17 protein-coding genes are annotated in these 19561 nt (G+C 61.4%); 11 read left to right on the top strand and 6 right to left on the bottom strand.

Annotation, left to right across the window (positions count from 1 at the left end; translation table 11 throughout):
• Nucleotides 1-3: 3 nt before the first annotated feature.
• Nucleotides 4-1374 (bottom strand): chromosomal replication initiator protein DnaA, encoded by a 1371-nt coding sequence (gene dnaA, locus PG897_RS18955; RefSeq protein ID WP_005307141.1) that lies wholly within the window; start codon nt 1372-1374, stop codon nt 4-6.
• A 313-nt stretch (nt 1375-1687) separates the two neighbouring features.
• Here dnaA and PG897_RS18950 point away from each other — a divergent pair, with 313 nt between their 5' ends.
• The 8 genes from PG897_RS18950 to mnmE all read left to right on the top strand — a co-directional run bounded on the left by PG897_RS18950 (nt 1688) and on the right by mnmE (nt 8037).
• Nucleotides 1688-2446: an amino acid ABC transporter substrate-binding protein gene (locus PG897_RS18950; RefSeq protein WP_005307144.1), complete on the top strand. Its 759-nt coding sequence runs from the start codon at nt 1688-1690 to the stop codon at nt 2444-2446.
• Nucleotides 2447-3115: an amino acid ABC transporter permease gene (locus tag PG897_RS18945; RefSeq protein WP_080760954.1), complete on the top strand. Its 669-nt coding sequence runs from the start codon at nt 2447-2449 to the stop codon at nt 3113-3115.
• 87 nt (nt 3116-3202) lie between these two features.
• On the top strand, nt 3203-3937 hold the full coding sequence (locus PG897_RS18940) for an amino acid ABC transporter ATP-binding protein (RefSeq protein ID WP_005307149.1): 735 nt from the start codon (nt 3203-3205) through the stop codon (nt 3935-3937).
• Between the two features lie 269 nt (nt 3938-4206).
• On the top strand, nt 4207-4341 hold the full coding sequence (gene rpmH, locus PG897_RS18935; protein ID WP_005307156.1) for a 50S ribosomal protein L34: 135 nt from the start codon (nt 4207-4209) through the stop codon (nt 4339-4341).
• Complete coding sequence (gene rnpA / locus PG897_RS18930) at nt 4341-4700, top strand: ribonuclease P protein component (protein ID WP_005307159.1); 360 nt, start codon at nt 4341-4343, stop codon at nt 4698-4700. Before rpmH ends, rnpA begins: the two co-directional genes overlap by 1 nt.
• Nucleotides 4667-4915: a membrane protein insertion efficiency factor YidD gene (gene yidD, locus PG897_RS18925; protein WP_010635605.1), complete on the top strand. Its 249-nt coding sequence runs from the start codon at nt 4667-4669 to the stop codon at nt 4913-4915. Before rnpA ends, yidD begins: the two co-directional genes overlap by 34 nt.
• 5 nt (nt 4916-4920) lie before the next feature.
• Entirely contained in the window at nt 4921-6567 is a 1647-nt protein-coding gene (gene yidC, locus PG897_RS18920) for a membrane protein insertase YidC (protein ID WP_010635604.1), read from the top strand.
• 108 nt (nt 6568-6675) lie between these two features.
• A complete protein-coding gene (gene mnmE / locus PG897_RS18915; protein ID WP_017410486.1) occupies nt 6676-8037 on the top strand; it encodes a tRNA uridine-5-carboxymethylaminomethyl(34) synthesis GTPase MnmE in 1362 nt (453 codons plus the stop codon).
• A 70-nt stretch (nt 8038-8107) separates the two neighbouring features.
• Here the strand turns inward: mnmE and fhuB are convergent, their stop codons facing one another.
• The 5 genes from fhuB to PG897_RS18890 all read right to left on the bottom strand — a co-directional run bounded on the left by fhuB (nt 8108) and on the right by PG897_RS18890 (nt 15664).
• The gene (fhuB, locus tag PG897_RS18910) at nt 8108-10090 is read right to left on the bottom strand and encodes a Fe(3+)-hydroxamate ABC transporter permease FhuB (protein ID WP_201885291.1); all 1983 of its coding nucleotides are present in this window, start codon (nt 10088-10090) and stop codon (nt 8108-8110) included.
• Entirely contained in the window at nt 10090-11013 is a 924-nt protein-coding gene (locus PG897_RS18905; protein WP_043171126.1) for an ABC transporter substrate-binding protein, read from the bottom strand. Before PG897_RS18905 ends, fhuB begins: the two co-directional genes overlap by 1 nt.
• Nucleotides 11014-11031: 18 nt before the next feature.
• Entirely contained in the window at nt 11032-11796 is a 765-nt protein-coding gene (locus PG897_RS18900; RefSeq protein ID WP_005307174.1) for an ATP-binding cassette domain-containing protein, read from the bottom strand.
• A gap of 22 nt (nt 11797-11818) precedes the next feature.
• Nucleotides 11819-13477, bottom strand: coding sequence for a multidrug ABC transporter permease/ATP-binding protein (locus PG897_RS18895; RefSeq protein ID WP_043171124.1), 1659 nt, complete (start codon nt 13475-13477; stop codon nt 11819-11821).
• Between the two features lie 78 nt (nt 13478-13555).
• The gene (locus PG897_RS18890; RefSeq protein ID WP_026141999.1) at nt 13556-15664 is read right to left on the bottom strand and encodes a TonB-dependent siderophore receptor; all 2109 of its coding nucleotides are present in this window, start codon (nt 15662-15664) and stop codon (nt 13556-13558) included.
• Between the two features lie 383 nt (nt 15665-16047).
• Here PG897_RS18890 and mioC point away from each other — a divergent pair, with 383 nt between their 5' ends.
• The 3 genes from mioC (at nt 16048) to rsmG (ending at nt 19543) form a co-directional block, all read left to right on the top strand.
• Complete coding sequence (gene mioC / locus PG897_RS18885) at nt 16048-16497, top strand: FMN-binding protein MioC (RefSeq protein WP_043171123.1); 450 nt, start codon at nt 16048-16050, stop codon at nt 16495-16497.
• Nucleotides 16498-17006: 509 nt separating this feature from the next.
• Complete coding sequence (gene mnmG, locus PG897_RS18880) at nt 17007-18896, top strand: tRNA uridine-5-carboxymethylaminomethyl(34) synthesis enzyme MnmG (RefSeq protein ID WP_043171122.1); 1890 nt, start codon at nt 17007-17009, stop codon at nt 18894-18896.
• Nucleotides 18897-18916: 20 nt separating this feature from the next.
• Nucleotides 18917-19543: a 16S rRNA (guanine(527)-N(7))-methyltransferase RsmG gene (rsmG, locus tag PG897_RS18875; RefSeq protein WP_024942392.1), complete on the top strand. Its 627-nt coding sequence runs from the start codon at nt 18917-18919 to the stop codon at nt 19541-19543.
• The last annotated feature ends 18 nt before the right edge of the window (nt 19544-19561 follow it).

Genomic DNA, 19561 nt, shown 5'->3' with positions numbered 1-19561 from the left:
TCATCAGGAAGAAAGGGTACGGATCAGGTTGGAATAGTCTTCCTTGATGTCGTGACTCTCTTCCTTCAGCTGCTCGATCTTGCGGCAGGCATGAAGCACGGTAGTGTGGTCACGACCACCAAAGGCATCACCTATCTCCGGCAAGCTATGGTTGGTCAGCTCCTTGGCCAGCGCCATCGCCAGCTGGCGTGGACGGGCAACGGAGCGGGAACGGCGCTTGGAGAGCAGATCCGCCAGCTTGATCTTGTAGTACTCCGCCACCGTCTTCTGAATATTGTCGATGGTGACCAGCTTCTCCTGCAACGCCAGCAGATCGCGCAGCGCTTCGCGCACGAAGTCGATGTTGATGGCACGGCCGGTGAAGTTCGCGTTGGCGATCACCCGGTTCAGCGCCCCTTCCAGCTCGCGCACGTTGGAGCGCAGCCGCTTGGCGATGAAGAAGGCCACTTCGTCCGGCAGGTGGATCTGGTTCTCGTCCGCCTTGCGCATCAGGATGGCGACACGCGTCTCCAGCTCCGGCGGCTCGATCGCCACCGTCAGGCCCCAGCCGAAGCGGGACTTGAGACGATCTTCCACCCCGTTGATCTCCTTCGGATAGCGATCCGAGGTCAGGATGATCTGCTGGTTGCCTTCGAGCAGGGCGTTGAAGGTGTGGAAGAACTCCTCCTGGGAGCGCTCCTTGTTGGCAAAGAACTGGATGTCATCGATGAGCAGGGCATCGACGCTACGGTAATAACGCTTGAACTCTTCAATGGCGTTATTCTGCAGCGCCTTCACCATGTCCTGCACAAACCGCTCGGAGTGCATGTAGATGACTTTGGCGTCCTGCTTGCGCTCCTTGATGGCGTTGCCGACGGCATGCAGCAGGTGGGTCTTGCCCAGACCGGTGCCGCCATAGAGGAACAGCGGGTTGTAGGCCCCGCCCGGATTGTCAGCCACCTGACGGGCAGCCGCACGGGCCAACTGGTTGGACTTACCCTCGACGAAATTCTCGAAGGTATAGTTCACGTTGGTGTTGCTCTTGTGGTTCGGTTCGGGCTTGGCCTCGGCCTTGCTTTCCCAGCTCTTCTGCGAGTTATTCACAGGATCCGCACCCCGCGCCGGCGCCCTGGCCACCGCGACGGGATGGGGACGATTGCCGATGTCAAAACGCAGGGTGGGGCCATCGACCCCGCAGAGCTCATTGATGATGCCGTTCACCCGGATGAGATACTTGTCTCGAACCCAGTCCAGAACGAAACGATTCGGTGCATACAGGGTCAGAGTATTGTCACTCAACTCCGCTTGAAGCGGCCGGATCCACATGCTGAATTCTGCCGAGGGCAACTCATCTTGCAGCCGGTTAAGGCACTGCTGCCATAGCGAAGCAGTCACTCTAAACTCCCGTCGATTGATTAACTAAAGACCGGCTATTCTACGTTTTTAGCGGCTGGATCTCTAGCCGCGACCTCGCGGATCCAGCAAATAAGATCCTTGACTTTCAAGGATCCAGCAGCCGTGGATCTGATTTCATCCCCAAAGTTACCCACAGCCCGATCCCGTTACCGATGCACCAAAGATCCAGACCTGAAGCGGTTATTTTATATAACCAAATATCATTTATTCTTTAGGTTTTATTCCAATAACATCAGCGCAACCCCAGCGTTTACAACTAAAAATACAGAACTACAGAGAGAGAGGAATCACCATGACGTCATCCATCAAGCTGGTCTCCGGCGCCGCCATTCTGCTGGCAGCCCTGTCCGGTCAAGCCATCGCCCAGGAAACCATCAAGGTCGGCATGTCCGGCAAGTACTTCCCGTTCACCTTCGTCAAGCAGGACAAGCTGCAGGGCTTTGAAGTGGACATGTGGAACCAGATCGGCGAGCGCACCGGCTACAAGGTCGAGTTCGTGACCGCCAGCTTCTCCGGCCTGTTCGGCATGCTGGAAACCGGCCGCGTCGACACCATCTCCAACCAGATCACCATCACCGATGAGCGCAAGGCCAAGTACGCCTTCTCCCAGCCCTATGTCTATGACGGCGCCCAGATCGTGGTCCGCAAGGGCAACAGCACCATCCACGGCATCAAGGATCTGGAAGGCAAGAAGGTTGCGGTGAACCTGGGCTCCAACTTCGAAGAGCTGCTGCGCAAGAACGACCCCAACAAGAAGATCGACATCCGCACCTATGACTCCGCCTTCGAGCAGGACGTTGCCCTGGGCCGCATCGACGCCTTCGTGATGGACCGCGTCTCCACCGCCCAGCTGATCAAGGAATCCAAGCTGCCGCTGCAACAGGCTGGCGCACCGTTCGAGACCATCGAGAACGCCCTGCCCTTCCTGAAGACCCCGGAGAAACAGGCACTGCTGAAGAAGGTCGATGACGCCCTCACCGCCATGCGCAAAGACGGTTCCCTGCGTCAGATCTCTGAAAAATGGTTCGCTTCCGACATCACCGACAAATAAATGATGGAATTTGACCTCGAATACACGCTGGGGCTGTTTCCCATCCTGCTCAAGTATCTGGGCACCACGATGGAAATGGCCCTGTGGGGATTCGCATTGGCACTCGTACTGTCGCTAGCCCTGGCGATAGTACGGGTCTTTCGCGTTCCCGCGATCCACTGGCTGGCGATGCTCTATATCTCGTTCTTTCGGGGTACACCGCTGCTCGTCCAGCTGTTCCTGCTCTACTACGGGCTGCCGCAGCTGTTCCCTATTTTCGTGGGAATGGATGCCTTCACCGCCGCCATCGTCGGTTTGACCCTGCACTTTGCCGCCTACATGGCCGAGTCGATCCGTGCCTCCATCATTGGCATCCACAAGAGCCAGATGGAAGCTGCCCTCAGCATCGGCATGAGCCGTTACCAGGCAATGCAGCGGATCATACTGCCGCAGGCGGCCCGCATCGCCACGCCGTCCCTGATGAACTACTTCATCGACATGATCAAGAGCACCTCGCTGGCCTTCACCCTGGGGGTGGCCGAGATCATGGGCAAGGCGCAGATGGAAGCCTCCTCCTCCTTCAAGTTCTTCGAGAGCTTCATGGCGGTGGCCCTGGTCTACTGGGTGGTAGTCATCTTCTTTACCCGCCTGCAGCATCTGCTGGAAGTGCGGCTCAACCGTGCCTATTAGGGGTTTGCCATGACAACGCAACCGACCCGCTTGCAATGCACGCCGGAAGTCCGTTTTAACTCTGCGCCTGTTTAAAGGAGGGCCATCATGATCAAGCTAACCGGCCTCTCCAAGGCATATGACGGCAATCAGGTGCTAAACAGCATCGATCTGGAGGTGAAAAAGGGGGAAATCGTCGTCATCATCGGCCCCTCCGGCACCGGCAAGTCCACCTTGCTGCGCTGCCTCAACCTGCTGGAGACTCCCGATACGGGCACCCTAGCCATCGACGATCTGCAGCTCAACCTGGCCAAGGCCAGCGAGCAGCAGGCCATCGAGCTGCGCAAGCGCGCCTCCTTCGTGTTCCAGAACTACGCCCTGTTTGCCAACAAGACGGCGCTGGACAACATTGCCGAGGGGCTGATCACCGTCTGGAAACAGCCGAAGGCGGAGGCCCGTGCCACCGCCCTCGGCATCCTCAAGGACATAGGTCTCGCCGACAAGCAGGACGCCTATCCGGCCTCATTGTCGGGCGGTCAGCAGCAACGGGTCGGCATCGGCCGGGCCATGGCGGCTCACTCCAAGGTGATCCTGTTTGACGAACCTACCTCGGCCCTCGATCCCGAATGGGTTGACGAAGTACTGGGTCTGATGAAGGAGCTGGCTCGCCAGCACCAGACCATGGTAGTGGTGACCCATGAGATTGAATTTGCTCGAGATGTTGCCGATCGGGTGATCTTCATGGAGGGGGGCCGGATCGTGGAACAGGGCCCGCCGGATCAGATATTGGTCGATCCGCAGGATCCCCGCACCCGGGAGTTCCTGCGCAAAGTGCTTAAATAGCTCTCTCTTTGGCGGCTCTGCCGCCTTTTTTATTGGAGGATCCTTGTTAAACCCCGGGTTGCCAGTATAATCCGGAGCCCTTGATCCTTCGGATCCTCACGCTCGCCCAAGACCTTTTCCAGGTCGGGGCAGGATGGGAGGGAACGGCGGATTGACTAAAAGCCGAACTCTGTTTAGAATTCGGCCTCTTTTGCTAGTCGTCACACGCTATAGCTGGCGCGTCGGCTAAGTGTGACAATCAAAACTGTACAGAAATACGGAATCGAATCATGAAACGTACTTTTCAACCGTCCAACCTGAAGCGCAAGCGCTCTCACGGTTTCCGCGCCCGCATGGCAACTGCCAACGGTCGTAAAGTTCTGGCCGCTCGTCGTGCCAAGGGTCGTGCCCGCCTGGTAGTCTAATGCCTACCCAGCACGCCTTTTCTCGGGAGTTACGTCTGTTAACTCCCGAACACTTCAAACGCGTTTTCGCCGAGCCTGTCCGGGCCGCTTCTCCGCAGATTACACTTCTCGCCTCTCCCAATTCGCTCGAACACCCTCGCCTTGGTCTCGCCGTGCCCAAAAAAGCACTCAAGCGTGCCGTCTGGCGCAACCGTGTAAAACGGGTGGTTCGGGAAAGTTTCCGCCTCAATCAAGCCAATCTGCCCGCTATCGACATCGTCGTGATCGCCAAGGCCGGTGTGAAGGAGATGGATAACGAGGAACTGTTCAAGTTACTGGAAAAGCTATGGCGCACTCTGTCACGCCGTTGCAATGGGTAGCTGTCAAACTGATACGCCTGTATCAGCTAATCATTAGCCCGCTGCTCGGGCCGCGCTGCCGTTTCACCCCGACTTGTTCCCAATTTGCGATAGAAGCAATCCGACTTCACGGTTTCATAAAAGGCGTTTGGTTAGCCAGCAAACGTCTATTAAAATGCCATCCCTTATCCGAGGGTGGTTATGACCCGGTTCCGCAACCAAAGCGAAGAAACTGAAGACTATGGAATCACAACGCAATCTCATCCTGATCGGTTTGCTGTTCGTGAGCTTTTTGCTCTGGCAACAGTGGGAGTCCGACAAGGCTCCGAAGCCGGCCCCGACTACCGTGGCCCAAACCGAACATTTCGTACCTGAAGCCGGTCAGACCGGTGATATTCCTCAGGTTTCCGAGCAAGCCAACGCGAACACCGCACGCAAGCTGATCACCGTCACCTCCGACGTGCTCAAGCTGACCCTGGATACCCAGGGTGGTGACATCGTCTCTGCCGAACTGCTGGCCCACAAGCTGGAAGAAGGCAAGGATCAACCGTTCGTACTGCTGACCAGTCAGCCTGAGCACCTCTATGTTGCCCAGAGCGGTCTGGTTGGTCGCAATGGCCCGGACAGCCAGCCCCAGGGTCGTCCCACCTATGAAGCCGCCCAGACCAGCTACCAGCTGGCCGACGGTCAGGATCAAGTCGTCGTTCCGATGACCTGGACCGACAGCAAGGGCGTGGTCTTCACCAAGGAGTTCGTCCTCAAGCGTGGTGACTACGCAGTCGGCGTCGACTACAAGATCGACAACAAGTCTGCCGAGCCGGTCCAGGTGCAATTCTACGGTCAGCTGAAGCAGACCGTGGCCACGCCGAAAGACCAGCAGGGTCACGCCATGGTGGCCAGCGCCTACCGCGGTGGTGCCTTCTCCAGCGAAGATACCCGCTACAAGAAGTACACCTTCGACGAGATGAAGGATGCCGACCTGAACAAGACCACCAAGGGTGGTTGGGTCGCCATGCTGCAACACTACTTCGTCTCCGCCTGGGCACCGAATGCCGACGACACCAACAGCTTCTACAGCCGAGTGATCCCTGGCAAAGACCAGGCCATCATCGGCTACAAGGCACCGCTGGTTGACATCGCAGCCGGCCAGCAGGCCGAAGTGACCAGCAAGCTGTGGGTCGGTCCCAAGCTGCAGGATCAGATGGCCAAGGTAGCCAACCACCTCGACCTGACCGTCGACTACGGCTGGCTCTGGTTCATCGCCCAACCGCTGCACTGGCTGCTGACCGTGTTCCACGGTTTCGTCCAGAACTGGGGTCTGGCCATCATCATGCTGACCCTGCTGGTGCGCGGCGTCATGTTCCCGCTGACCAAGGCCCAGTACACCTCCATGGCCAAGATGCGCATGCTGCAGCCCAAGCTGGCCGCCCTGCGCGAGCGCTTCGGCGACGATCGCCAGAAGATGTCTCAGGGCATGATGGAGCTGTACAAGAAGGAGAAGGTCAACCCGCTGGGTGGCTGTCTGCCGATCCTGGTACAGATGCCGATCTTCATCGCCCTCTACTGGGCACTGATGGAGTCCGTCGAGCTGCGCCACGCGCCGTTCGCCCTGTGGATCACCGACCTGTCGGTGAAGGACCCCTTCTTCGTGCTGCCGATCCTCATGGGTGCCTCCATGTGGTATCTGCAGAAGATGAGCCCGACCACCATTACCGACCCGATGCAGCAGAAAGTGATGCAGTTCATGCCGATCATCTTCACTTTCATGTTCCTCTGGTTCCCGGCAGGTCTGACCCTGTACTGGCTGGTGAGCAACGTCATCTCCATTACCCAGCAGACCATCATCTACCGTCAGCTGGAGAAGAAAGGCCTGCATACCCGCAGCTAATCGCTCCCGATGGCAAGATGGATGACAAAAGAGGCGGCCTTCGGGTCGCCTTTTTTATTACAATGACCCCACTGCTGTGAACATCAGCGAACAAATGAGCCAAGCAAGATGACTACAGATACCATCGTGGCCCAGGCCACCGCCCCCGGCCGTGGCGGCGTCGGCATAGTCCGCGTCTCCGGCCCCGCCGCCGAACAGGTCGCCGAGATAGTGCTCGGCAAACTCCCCCGGGTGCGTTACGCCGAATATCTGCCGTTCAGGGATGAGCAAGGCCAGCCGCTGGATCAGGGCATCGCCCTGCTGTTCAAGGCCCCCAACAGCTTCACCGGCGAAGACGTGCTGGAGCTGCAGGGCCACGGCGGCCCGGTGATCATGGACATGCTGGTGCGCCGCATCCTGCAGATAAAAGGGCTGCGCCCAGCCCGCCCCGGCGAGTTCAGCGAGCGCGCCTTCATGAACGACAAACTGGATCTGGCCCAGGCCGAGGCCATCGCCGACCTCATCGAGGCTTCCAGCGAGCAGGCGGCCCGCAGTGCCATGCACTCCCTGCAGGGGCAGTTCTCCGGCAAGATCCAGCAGCTGGTGGAGAGTCTCACCCGGCTGCGTATCTATGTGGAGGCCGCCATCGACTTCCCGGACGAGGAGATCGACTTTCTCTCCGACGGTAAGGTGGCGGGTGATCTCTACGCCATCATGGATGAACTGGATGCGGTGCGCGGCGAAGCCAAGCAGGGCGCCCTGCTGCGGGAAGGAATGAAGGTGGTGATCGCCGGTCGCCCCAACGCCGGCAAATCGAGCCTGCTCAACGCCCTGGCCGGCCGCGAGTCCGCCATCGTCACCGAGATCGCCGGCACCACCCGCGACGTGCTGCGCGAGCACATCCATCTGGATGGCATGCCGCTGCACATCATCGACACCGCAGGCCTGCGCGATACCCAGGACAAGGTGGAGCAGATCGGCATCGAGCGTGCCTGGGCCGAGATTGAACAGGCCGATCGGGTGCTGTTCATGGTGGATGGCACCACCACGGCTGCGGTAGACCCGCGGGAGATCTGGCCGGAATTTGTTGATCGGTTGCCAAAAAAGATCGGCCTCACCGTGGTGCGCAACAAGGCCGACCTGACCGGCGAAGATCTGGCGCCGAGTCAGGAGCAGGGCCATGCCGTCTACCGTATCTCCGCCAAGACCGAGCTGGGGCTGCCCGCCCTGCGCGAGCATCTGAAAGCCTGCATGGGCTTCCAGGGCAACACCGAGGGGGGCTTCATGGCCCGCCGCCGTCACCTGGATGCGCTGGAGCGCGCCGCCGAGCGGCTGCTGGTGGCCAAGGAGCAGCTGGAGGTGTTCGTGGCCGGCGAGCTGGTGGCCGAAGAGCTGCGGCTGGCGCAGGAGTCCCTCTCCGAGATCACCGGCGAGTTCAGCTCCGACGATCTGCTGGGTCGCATCTTCTCCAGCTTCTGCATCGGCAAATAACGCCGCACGGCAGGCAATAAAAAGCCCGGGTTCATCCCGGGCTTTTTTTGTGCATTTTTCATCCACCAACCTAGAGGCGGCGCAGGCACCACATGAAGTAAGCGCCCCCTAACAAGGTGGAGACCAGCCCCACCGGCACCTCCTGCGGGAACAGGATCTGCTGGCCGATCCAGTCCGCCGACACCATCAGCAGGGCGCCGGAGACGGCGGCACCGAGCAGGTGCCAGCGTGCCCGCACCAACCCCATCAGCTTGGCCATGTGCGGCGCCAGCAGGCCGACGAAGGAGAGCGGCCCCACCACCAGGGTCGCGCTGGCGGTGAGCACGGCCACCAGCAGCAGGATGGCGAGCTGAGCCCGGTTGAGCCGAATGCCGAGCGCGGCGGCCACCGCCGGTCCCATCGGCAGCAGATCGAGCCAGCGGCTGAGCAGCAGGCAGACTGCCAGCAGCGTCAGCGCCAGCACGACCAACCCGCCGGCAAGCGGCAGGGTGACGTAATAGGTGGAGCCGGACATCCAGGAGAGCAGTTGCTGCACCCGCAGGTCACCGTTGGCCAGCGCGATGGCCTGCAGCGGCTCGAACAGCGCCGTGATGGCGATGCCGGAGAGCAGCAGTCGCTCCGGCTGGAAGCCATGGCTGCGATTGACCAGCAGCAACAGCAGCAGACAACCGAAGGCACCGAGCAGGCCGCCGGCCAGCATCATGGGCAGCGGCAGGGCGGGCAGCAGCAGCGCCGTGGCAATCACCCCCATGAAGGTGCCACCACTCACCCCCAGCAGCTCGGGGCTCGCCATGGGGTTGCTGCTGACCCGTTGCAGCAGGGTGCCCGCCAATGCCAGCAGCATGCCCGCCGCACCGGCCGCCAGGGTGCGCGGCAGCCGCCACTCCAGCTGGGCCTGCCAGCGCAGCCAGCTCGGCCAGCGCCAGCCGTCCATCCCCTGCCCAAACAGCAAAGAAGCGATCACCGCCACTACCAACCCCATCAACATCAGGCCGACAAGGCGGGCTGGCGCCGGGTGGCGGGCCACCAGCAGGGCGGCATTCGCCTTTGGCGTGCCCGACTTGATACCCAGGCGCGGGCTCAGCCACAACAGCAGCGGCGCCCCCAACAGAGCCGTCATGGCGCCGGTCGGGATGAGCACAGAGCCGCTGCGACTCAGGGATTGCAGCAACAGATCGGTGGCCGCCAGCAGCAGAGCGCCCAGTAGCGGGGCCCACAGCAGTCGCAGAGCCAGTTTTCTCACCCCCAGCAAGCGCACCAGGGCGGGCGCCGCCAACCCGATGAAGCCGATCAGCCCCACCACGCTCACCACGCAGGCGGTGACGAACACCGCCAGCCCCAGTCCGGCGAAACGCAGATGTTGAAGGGAGACCCCCAGACTGCGGGCACTGGCATCATCCAGCTCCAGCACCGCCAGCGGGCGCACCAGCACCGCGGCCAGCACGCCAGCCAGCAGCAGACGGGGCAGCAGGTAGCTCACCCCGCTCCAGCTGTTTTGCACCAGCGAGCCACTGCCCCACACCAGCAAGCCTTTCAGCTCCTCCTGAAAGAACAGCAGGAGCCCCATGCTGATGGCCGCCAGATAGAGGTTGATCACCAGCCCGGCAAAGACGATGACCACAGGATTGAGCTGGCGACGCCAGGCCAGGGCAAACACCAGCCCCATGGCGAGGCTGCCGCCGGCCATGGCGATCCACTCCCGCCCCAGCAGCAGCCAGGAGGGCGCAAACAGGGTCACCATCATCAGCGCCAGCTGGGCACCGGAGGCCACCCCCAGGGTGGTGGGCGAGGCCAGCGGATTGCGCAGCACCTGCTGCATCAGGGTGCCGGCCAGCCCGAGGGCGGCGCCGGCCAGCAGGCAGACGGCAAGGCGCGGCAGCCAGCTGAAGTGGACCACCGCCTCGCTGGCATCGGTCAGATCCGGCGACAACAGGGTCGCCAGCCAGCGTGCCGCCGGCAACTGATCGGCCAGCTCCCAACCGGCGAGCGCCAGCGTCAGCCCCAGCAGCAGGCTGACGGGAAGCCGCAGCGGCGACGGAAAAATCTGGTTCATCACAGCCCCTCCCCGCTTTGCCCATCTTGCTGCAGCGCAGTACTCAGCTGCACGGCAAAGCGACGCGCCGCCAGCACGCCGCCAAAACTCCACACCGCGGACAGATGCAGCACGGCCGCCGCCCTCACCTGTGGCAGCTGTTGCCATAGACCAGGCTCCTGCAGCCGCTCGCTCACCCCGACCGGGATCGGATCGACCACCACCAGTCGCGCTTGCGGCAGCGCCATCAACTGCTCCAGGCTGGCCACGGCAAAGCCCCAGGCATTGGTTTCCCCCTGCCAGCCATTGCGCAGGCCGAGCCGCTGCATCACCGCCTCAAACAGGCTGTGGCGGCCAAATACCCGCACATGGCGCTCATCGATGAACTGCACCACCAGCAGGGGCGGCAGCTCTGCAGGCAACGCCGCCCGCATCTGCGCCAGATCCTGGTCCAGCCTGGCCAGCAGTTGCTCGGCCTCGGCGGTTTTGTCCACCAGCGCGGCTATGGTCAGAGTCGCCTCGTGCAGCCGCTGCCACAGATCGGCATCCGGCTCGTAGAGCGCGATGGATTGTACCGGCGCGATGCGGGAGAGGGTCGGCGCCAGCGGGGCCGCCAGCGGCGAGATGAGGATGCGATCGGGTTTGAGCTCGGCCAGCAGCTCGCGGTTGGGCTGGGCACGCTGGCCGATATCCACCACGGCGGCCGGCAGCAGCGGTTCGCCGACCCAGGCGCGGTAAGAGCCGACATCCCCCACCGCCAGCGGAGTCACCCCGAGTGCCAGCAGGGTTTCGGCTATGGTCCAGTCGACGGTGGCGATGCGGGGTACCGACTTCACAGCATCGGCTCGAGGGAGGTCTGCAGCGGCAGGCATCGCTGGTTCGGCCAGCAATATGAGCGGAGCCAAGAGGCAGCAGAACCAGCCAACTTTCTTGAATAAAAGCATCGAGATAACAGGCCTTGTCTAAACGATGGCAATGGCGTGGTCATGGGCCGGGTGGCGAATGACCTCCATCGGGATGCCATAGATGGCGTGCAGGGTCTCGCCGGTCATGATCTGTTCGGGTTCGCCGTGGGTCAGCAGGCGGCCGGAGTGCAGCGCCACCAGCCGATCGCAGAAGCGGGAGGCCATGTTGATGTCGTGAATGACGATGATGACCCCGAGCTTGAGCTGGCGGCTCAACTGCTTGACGAGCGTGAGCACCTCCACCTGATGGGCCACGTCCAGCGCGGCCAGCGGCTCGTCCAGCAGGATGAAACGGCTCTCCTGGGCCAGCAGCATGGCCAGCCACACCCGCCCCCGCTCGCCGCCTGAGAGGGTATCCACCAGCCGGTCGGCAAAGCGTTCGGTATGGGTCAGCGCGATGGCCCGTTCGACCTGGCGGTGATCCTCCGCCCCCATCCGACCCAGCAGGCCGCGCCAGGGGTAGCGGCCCATCTCCACCAGCTCCCGCCCGAGCAGGTTTTCGGCGCTAGGCAGATGCTGGGGCAGATAGGCCACCTGACGGGCGAAGTCGCGCGCCCCCCACGCCGGTAGCGGCTTGTCATCGAACCGGATCTCGCCGTCACTGAGCGGCTGCTGGCGTGCCAGCAGCTTGAGCAGGGTGGATTTGCCCGAACCGTTGTGGCCGATGAGGCCATAGACTTTGCCCTGCTCGAAACAGAGATCGGTAGGGTGCAGCAGCGTGCGGTCATTGACCGCGAAGCTGGCTGATTTCATCTCAAACATAAGCGGTTCCTGTTGGCCGGGTTCAAACCGGCGCCTCTGCATTCAAGTCACAATCCAGATGGGCGACCGCATCGCGGCTCACCTGCTCGCGCCGCTCGCCGGTCAGCTCGCTGAGCCGGCCCTGGCGCATCTCCAGCAGCCGGTCGGCCTGGGAGAAGTAGAGATCATCGTGGCTGATGGCGATCACCGTCTTGCCCATCTCCTTCAGGCGCGGCAGCAACAGCTGATAGAAGATGCGACGGAACTGGGGATCCTGATCCGCGGCCCACTCGTCGAACAGCATCACCTCGCGCTGCTCGGCCAGCGCCAGCAGCAGGGCGACCCGCTTGCGCTGCCCCTGAGAGAGGTCGATATCGGCGATGAAGCCCTCTTCGATGGTGAGCTTGCTGCCCATCTGCAGCCGCTCCAGCCACTCGGCCACCAGCTCATCCTTGGGCTCCGGCCCCAGCAGGTGCTGAAACAGGTGATAGTCGGTGAAGATGGCGGAGAAGAGCGCCAGATAGGCGTTGCGATCGGTGACCGGCTCCCCATCCAGCAGGATCCGGCCCGCTACCGGCTGATAGAGGCCGGTCAGCAGCATGGCCAGGGTCGACTTGCCGGAGCCGTTGCCACCTATGATGAAGAGTTGTTCCCCCCGCTCGATCACCAGATTGATGGGACCCACGGCGAAACCACCCTCCCCCTGATAGTGAAAGCTCACCTGCTCCAGCTCGATGCGCTGCCAGGCGCGGGGCGCGGACGGCAGCGGGAACTCGGCGTCCGGCGCGGCAAGATTGAGGGCCGCTATCTTGTCGAACGCCACCTGGGCGGAGAGCAGGGTCGGCAGCGCGCCAATGCCCTGCAGCAAGGGGGTACGCAAGAACAGCAGGGTCAGCGCGAAGGTGGCGGCCACCTGGGTGTCGGCCCAGCCCAGCCCGTTGGCCAGGAAGAAGACCAGACCGATGGCCCCCAGCATCATGATATTCGACCAGTTCACCGCGCTCAGGTGATAGGTGTCGGCGCGAATGATCTGCTCCCGATAGTCCTGCGCATTCTGCTGATAAAGCTGGTGGTAAACGAAGTGGGCCCGCTCGCGGTTGAGCGCCAACTCCTTGCTGCCAGCGATGATGGCCTGATAGTTCTGATAGAGCCGATCCTCGGCCTGACGCATATGGGAGAGATGGCGATAGACCCGGTTCACCAGCAGCCAGCCCACCACCATGGTGAAGGTGACCCAGAGCGTTGTGACGCCGAGCAGGGCCGGCGACAGCCAGCCAAGGTAGAGAGCCGACCCCAGGGTGAGCACCAGCCCCTGCACCAGCTCCGGCAGGCGCACGAAGGCGATGGTGATCTGGCCGATGTCGCTGGAAAGGGAGGCCAGCAGCGGCCCCTGGCCAATCTGGCGCAGGCGGGCGACATCGGTATCCAACAACTGCTTGAGCAGGCGGCCGCGCAGCCGGTAGACGAAATGATGGCCGAGGGTGGTCAGCGCCAGCTGAGAGCCGAGCGTGATCACCAGCAGCAATAAAATGAGGCCGATCAGCTGACCGAGCACCGGCAGCGGATCGCCGACTGATTCGACGAGAGACTGATTGATAAAGGCAATGACACCAATCCCGCTGACGGCACTGAGCAGGCTGAGCAGGGTAATGGCGATGAAGGGCCAACGATATTGGCGATAAACCAGAGACAAGAGTTCCATAACGGACCGGTATTCCAGAGAGATCAGAGCAACTGCAGGTGAAAAGAAGGGCGGGAACCCAGTTCCCGCCCACTTCGATTACCAGCGGTAGTTGATGCTGCCCACTACGCTGCGCGGCTCGCCGTAGTAGCAGTAGTAGTCGCAGCTGGCCACGTAGGTATCACCCAGCAGGTTGTTGACGTTGAGCTGAGCCCGCCAGTTCTTGGCAAAGTCATACCCGATCATCGCATCCCACACGGTATGGGCCGGCACCTGGGCCGAGCCGTAGATGGGGGTGTAGTCCGCATTCACGGCACCGATGCCGACACTGGAGCCGACGTAGCGCACGCCGCTCCCCAGTTCCAGACCGGAGACCGGACCCTGCTGCACCTTGTAGTTGCCCCAGAAGGAGGCCTGGTGGCGCGGGATAAGGCTGGCACGGCGATCGCCCTTGCCGGTGTCGTTGGTCTTGGCATCGGTATAGGTGTAGGCGGCGGTCAGGCGCAGCGCCTCGGTGGCCTGCACGCTCCCTTCCAGCTCGACCCCCCGGGAGGTCACTTCGCCGGCCTGGGTCTGCTGGCCGGAACCGGTGGAGACCAGCGAGTTGGTCTGCTCCAGATCGAACAGGGCCAGGTTGATGTAGCCATCGAGGAAGCTCGGCGCGTACTTGACGCCGGTCTCGTACAGGGTGCCCTTGAGCGGCTTGTAGGATTCGCTGGTGTTGGGGTCGATCCCAGGCAGCACCTCGAACGACTCGGCATAGGCAACATAAGGAGAGAGACCATTGTCGGCCAGGTACATCAGGCTGCCGGAGAGGGAGAGCTCGTGATCATACTGCTTCTCGTTCTTGCCCTTGGCTTCGCTGATGTTGTGGGTCTCCACGTAGTCGAAGCGACCGCCGCCGGTCAGCAACCAGCGATCGTCCCAGCGGATCTGGTGCTGGGCATAGAGGCCGCTCTGGCCCTTGGTGCTCTTCTGGTGGGTAGCGGTAGATTCATCAAAACCGGGGAAGCCGCTGTAATCCGGGTTCATGGTATTGATGGAGCCCATGCCGTAGTTGTCGGCTTCCTGGCCTTCATTGACATGGCGCTGCAGATCCACCCCCAGCAGCAGGGTCTGCTCTGTGCTGTCGGTGTTCCAGTAACCCACCATCTGGTTGTCCATGGTGGCGCTCTTGGTGGTGCCGTCGCGATAGATCAGGCCGCGGAAGGCGGTGGTGCCTTCATAGGTCGGGAAGATATAGGTCTGGCGCAGCAGCAGATCGTTGTAGTTGAAGCGGACGTTCTGCTTGAACTCCCAGGTCTGGTTGAGCTGGTGGGCCAGCTCGTAACCGGTGGAGAGCTGGGTGTTGCGGTTGCGATCGTAATCCGGCTGGCTCAGGTTGGTGCTGGGATCGATCTGGCCGCCGGAGGTATTCAGGGTGCCATAGACCGGGAAGAAGCCGTTGGTCGGCACCCCTTCGTCGTGCAGGAAGCTGGCCAGCAGGGTCAGGCTGGTGCGATCCGAGAGATCGAAGGTCACGCTCGGCGCCAGATAGACGCGATCGTTGTAGGTGCCGTCCAGCACGCCGTCACGCTCCTTATAAAGAGCAACCATGCGGTAGCGGCTGTTGTCGGTCAGTGCATCGGAGACATCCACCCCGATCTGGCGGTGATCCCGGCTGCCCAGCTGCAGATCCAGCAGCCCCTGCGGGGTGGCGGTCGGCCGCTTGCTGATGGCATTGATCACGCCGCCGGGAGGCGCCTCGCCGTAGAGGATCGAGGCCGGGCCTTTGAGCACTTCCACGCTCTCCAGGCCGAACGGCTCCGGCGTCCAGAGATAATAGCCGGTGCCGAACAGGCGGTTGCCATCCAGATAGGACGCGGCATCGAAGCCGCGCACCTTGAACCAGTCGGTATTGTTGTCGGAGCCATAGAGGCCGGTGAGCACGCCGGAGCGGTAGCGCAGGGACTCGTCAAGCTGCTGCACGGCACGCTGATCCAGCTCCTCGCGGTTGACCACGGAGACGGCGCGAGGCGTCTCGGCCATGGGTACTTCCACCTTCATGGCGGTGCCGGTGACCACCATGGTCTCGCTGGCTTTGGGCAGTTCTTTCGGTTGTTCGGCCGCCAGCACGGGCAGGCTGGCCAACAGGCAGGAGAGCGGCAGCAGTTGCTGTGCCCCTCTCTTTCGCATCGCTGCGATCGGGGTGTTTTTTTGCGCAATCATAGTAAGTGTCTCAAATATCAATGAGTTGTTTCTGATTTCTTATTATTGGTAGCCGGTCATACCGGTAGCCCGGTTCCTCAGGCGAATAAAGCAGCGACATGCTACTACAGGAGACATGATCGAATCGATTCAATAATTGCTAATCATTTGCATCCGCATTGTTACTTAACGTATCAGGAGCCGAGCGGAGAACACTCAAGAGGAGGAAACGGCCCCTTTTCGACACGATCGCAAGATTGGGCAGGATCGGCGGGCGGGGATCCCTTTTTTCCGTACAAAAGCAGCGAGGATCCATTATCCCCAAGCTTTATCCATATTTATCCACACCCTTTGGCGGTAGAATCCGGCTTTCTCTTGCTTCGTCTGAAATCAGGATCCATTCCATGGCCAAACTCAATCTCGTCGTCGGCTCCATGCTGGGCGCCTCTGAATATGTCGCGGACCACGTCGCCGGCCTGCTGGAACAAGCGGGACATCAAACCGAGATCCACAACCCCGCCAGCCTGGCCAGGGTGCTTGCCGAGCCGGAGGCCATAGTACTGGTGGTCACCTCCACCCACGGTGCCGGCGATGTGCCCGACAATCTGCAGCCTTTCGCCAAGGATCTTGCCGAGCAGCGTCCGGATCTTGATGGCTGGAAATACGGGGTGATCGCGCTGGGAGACAGCAGTTATGACACCTTCTGCCAGGGTGGCAAGACGCTGGATCGACTGCTGGCCGAGTGCGGCGCCAGCCGGATTGGGGATCGTCTCGACATCGACGTAACCCGGCACGAGATCCCGGAAGATGCGGCCGAAATCTGGATCCGGGACTGGTTGGCCCTGATCGCCTGAACCGGGAGCGGAAGATCCGGCAAGAACGGCTCGATCTCCCCGCTTATCCCCAGATCGCTATCCACCAGGTTATTAACAGGTGGATCCGGAGAAGTTGTTCCAAGGGTTCCCCTAGAATGCTCCGAGAAATTGTGAATAACTCCTGTGTGAAACTCTGTAAAACCTATAGTTATCCATGTATTAGATCTAAACAAAAGGGTGTCTGTGCATAAAAACCCTTGTTATCCCCCAGTTCACGGGGCCAGGATCCAAGCTTTTCCACAACCAGAGATCGCTCTTAAGACGATGATCTTTATGATCAAAAAGTGCTTATCAACAGAAGCGGCGGATCCTAATAAAAGATCCAATAAAAGATCGATCTAAAGATCCTTAAGATCTATTTAGTGGATCCTCCCTCCATACTGAACGTTAAGTAGACGTTCCCCTCAGGACGCTAAACAGATAGAATGTTCCGCCCTCGAGCACAGGCAAACAAAGATCTTCAGGCGTGCAGATCAAGGTGATCCCCAATGCAATACCATGAACAGTTTGATGTGATCGTCGTCGGTGGCGGTCATGCAGGAACCGAAGCGGCAACAGCGGCAGCCCGGATGGGCCTCAATACCCTGTTGCTGACCCACAATATCGATACGCTGGGACACATGTCCTGCAACCCGGCGATCGGCGGGATCGGCAAGGGACACCTGGTCAAGGAAGTTGACGCTCTCGGCGGGATCATGGCGCGTGCCATCGATCTTGGCGGGATCCAGTTCCGTACCCTCAACTCCTCCAAGGGCCCGGCGGTTCGCGCCACTCGCGCCCAGGCGGATCGTCTGCTGTACAAGGCAGTCGTGCGCCAGATGCTGGAGAACTACCCCAACCTGAAGATCTTCCAGCAGGCCTGTGATGATCTCATCATGGACGGGGATCGGGTTGCCGGCGTGGTCACCCAGAGCGGGATCCGCATCAGCGGCAAGACGGTCGTGCTGACCGTGGGTACCTTCCTGAACGGCCTGATCCACATCGGCATGGAAAACTACAAGGGCGGCCGTGCCGGGGATCCTCCCTCGATCGCCCTCGCCCAGCGCCTGCGGGAACTGCCGCTGCGCATCGATCGCCTCAAGACAGGTACGCCGCCCCGCATCGATGCCCGCAGCGTCGATTTCTCGGTGATGCAGGCCCAGCACGGTGACGATCCGCGTCCGGTCTTCTCCTTCATCGGCGATGTCAGCCAGCATCCGCGTCAGGTGCCCTGCTACGTTACCCATACCAACGAGAGCACCCACGAGGTGATCCGCAACAACCTGGATCGCAGCCCCATGTACGCCGGGGTGATCGAGGGGATTGGCCCGCGCTACTGCCCGTCGATCGAGGACAAGATCACCCGTTTTGCCGACAAGACGGCGCACCAGATCTTCGTCGAGCCGGAAGGCCTGACCACCCACGAACTCTATCCGAACGGGATCTCCACCAGCTTGCCGTTCGACGTGCAGGTGCAGATCGTCCGCTCCGTGCGCGGCTTCGAGAATGCGCACATCACCCGCCCGGGTTATGCCATCGAGTACGATTTCTTCGATCCGCGGGATCTCAAGGCCAACATGGAGAGCAAGTGCATCGGCAACCTGTTCTTCGCCGGCCAGATCAACGGTACCACCGGCTATGAAGAGGCGGCAGCCCAAGGCCTGCTGGCCGGTCTGAACGCCGCCCTGCGTGCGCAGGGCAAGGATCCCTGGCATCCGCGCCGGGATCAGGCTTACATCGGCGTGATGATGGACGATCTCTCCACCCTGGGAACCCGCGAACCCTACCGCATGTTCACCAGCCGTGCCGAATATCGCCTGCTGCTGCGGGAAGACAACGCCGATCTGCGCCTGACCGCCATCGGCCGCGAGCTGGGCCTGGTGGATGACGAGCGCTGGAGCAAGTTCAACGCCAAGATGGAACAGGTGGAGCAGGAGCGTCAGCGCATGCGCTCGACCTGGATCCACCCGCAGCATCCGTCGCTGGAGGCGGTCAACGCCCTGGTCAACACCCCGCTGACCCGCGAGCAGAGCCTGGAAGAGCTGCTGCGCCGCCCCGAGGTAACCTACGATGCGCTGATGGCCATCGAGGGGGTCGGGCCTGCGCTGAGCGATTCGGCCGCCGCCGATCAGGTGGAGATCCAGATCAAGTACGCCGGCTACATCGAACGCCAGCACGACGAGGTGGAGAAGCAGCTGCGCAACGAGAACACCCTGCTGCCGCTGGACATGAACTACCGCGACGTCAACGGCCTCTCCAACGAGGTGATCGCCAAGCTCAACGATGCCAAGCCGCAGACCATAGGTCAGGCGTCCCGCATCTCCGGCATCACCCCGGCGGCCATCTCCATCCTGCTGGTTCATCTGAAAAAACACGGCCTGCTGCGTAAAACCGCCTGAGGATCCTACCGTTGCAAAACATGCTGGAAAGATTGAACGGCCTGCTCATGCAGGCCGGAATTGTTATCACCGAGACCCAAAAGACCCAGTTGGTTCGGCTTGTCGAGTTGCTGCACAAGTGGAACAAGGCTTACAATCTCACCTCGGTACGAGATCCGGACGCCATGCTGGTCAAGCATATCCTCGACAGCCTGGTGGTGAGCCGGCACCTGCACGGTGAGCGCTTCATCGATGTGGGCACTGGCCCGGGTCTGCCCGGACTGCCGTTGGCGATCATCAATCCGGACAAGCAGTTCGTGCTGCTGGACAGTCTGGGCAAGCGGATCAACTTCATCCGCCAGGTGATCCTGGAGCTGGGCTTGACCAACGTGACTCCCGTCAAATCCCGGGTCGAGGAGTATCAGCCCGAGGTGGGATTTGACGGCGTGCTGAGCCGGGCCTTCGCCTCGCTGGAGGACATGCTGGGCTGGTGTCACCATCTGCCGTCTGCCCAGGGCAGCTTCCTCGCGCTCAAGGGACAGTATCCCGAGCAGGAGCTGGCCCAGTTGCCCGCCAACATCCGTCTGGTCGCCTCCCATCAATTGGTGGTGCCGGAGCTGGAAGGCGAACGTCATCTGCTGGAATTCAAACATATCCAGCCCGAATAGGGTCGCAGTTTCATTTAG

The organism is Aeromonas sp. QDB20, from assembly GCF_027707805.1.
In the GTDB taxonomy this organism is placed as follows: domain Bacteria; phylum Pseudomonadota; class Gammaproteobacteria; order Enterobacterales; family Aeromonadaceae; genus Aeromonas; species Aeromonas dhakensis.
The sequence above is the reverse complement of the archived record's forward strand: the minus strand, read 5'-3'. Positions and strand labels throughout refer to the sequence as shown.